The 907-nt window shown below is 64.5% G+C and carries 1 protein-coding gene; it reads left to right on the forward strand.

Annotated features, from left to right (window positions below):
- Positions 1-569: 569 nt before the first annotated feature.
- The coding region (locus ACKGJN_RS16280; RefSeq protein ID WP_409540620.1) for a hypothetical protein at positions 570-907 on the forward strand (338 nt) is incomplete at its 3' end.

Raw genomic sequence — 907 nt, forward strand, 5'->3', positions numbered from 1 at the left:
CTCCATCGACGACAGAGGCCTGGCCGACAATGATCTCGGGGCTAGCCACGGCGGTCGGGGCGGCCTCGACCGGGCCCAAGTAAGGGGCCAGGAGATCGAACAGGAAGTACCCCCCTGTTCCTCCGACCAAGGCCGCTGCGGCTGTCAGGGAAGCTACACGCATAGGCCGACTCCTGGGATCAAGGCATCGAAGAGCTCAGCTTCCTTTCTCGTCGACACGGAATGCCCTTCGCATGCCAGTGCCCGGGAAGCTGTGGACAAGGGATATTCAACTACAGATAGTAGCGTATGGTCTTATTCTTAATATTGGGTAACGGCGAACGCGTGGCCCCCAGACGATCCTGACGGGCGAATTCGTTGCCCCTCGAGGGCGCCTTGCAGAGCCGATTCCGGAACGGTTCGGCGCTGATCAGGCAAGCCGCGATGGGGCTGCTGCCGGTTTGTCGGCTCCCTGTGATTGGACCAGCGGCGCGGGAAGGGACCCACCATCGGGAGGTGGTAAAGCGCGCGCCATACCTGGGCAAGACGGAGCAACACGTTCCCCCCTCGAGAGCCGGGAGAGCCGCCGGATGAGCATGACCTCTCGCTGGGCCATCGCGGTTTACGTGGCGCTCGTCATCTGCCTGGGCTGGGCGGCCAGCGCGTGGGGGCAGGACTGTCCGCCCCTCAGTGAATACAGGCGCGCCGTGCTCCTAGCGGAGCACCTGTTCGGGGGACGGCCATCCAATGGGGAAATTCTCGTCCGGCGCGCCTATGTCACCGAATACGATGCACTGCGCCGTGTGCCGCGATGGGTCGCCTGGCACGCCATGCCGGGCTACCTCCAGACGCCGAAACGCGCCGGGCGCTGGGCGAGCTTCCGCATCGACCGGGAGGTCCCAAATCCCGTCCGCAGTACAGACTATCT

Source organism: Gillisia xinjiangensis (assembly GCF_046298265.1).
GTDB lineage: Bacteria > Bacteroidota > Bacteroidia > Flavobacteriales > Flavobacteriaceae > Gillisia > Gillisia xinjiangensis.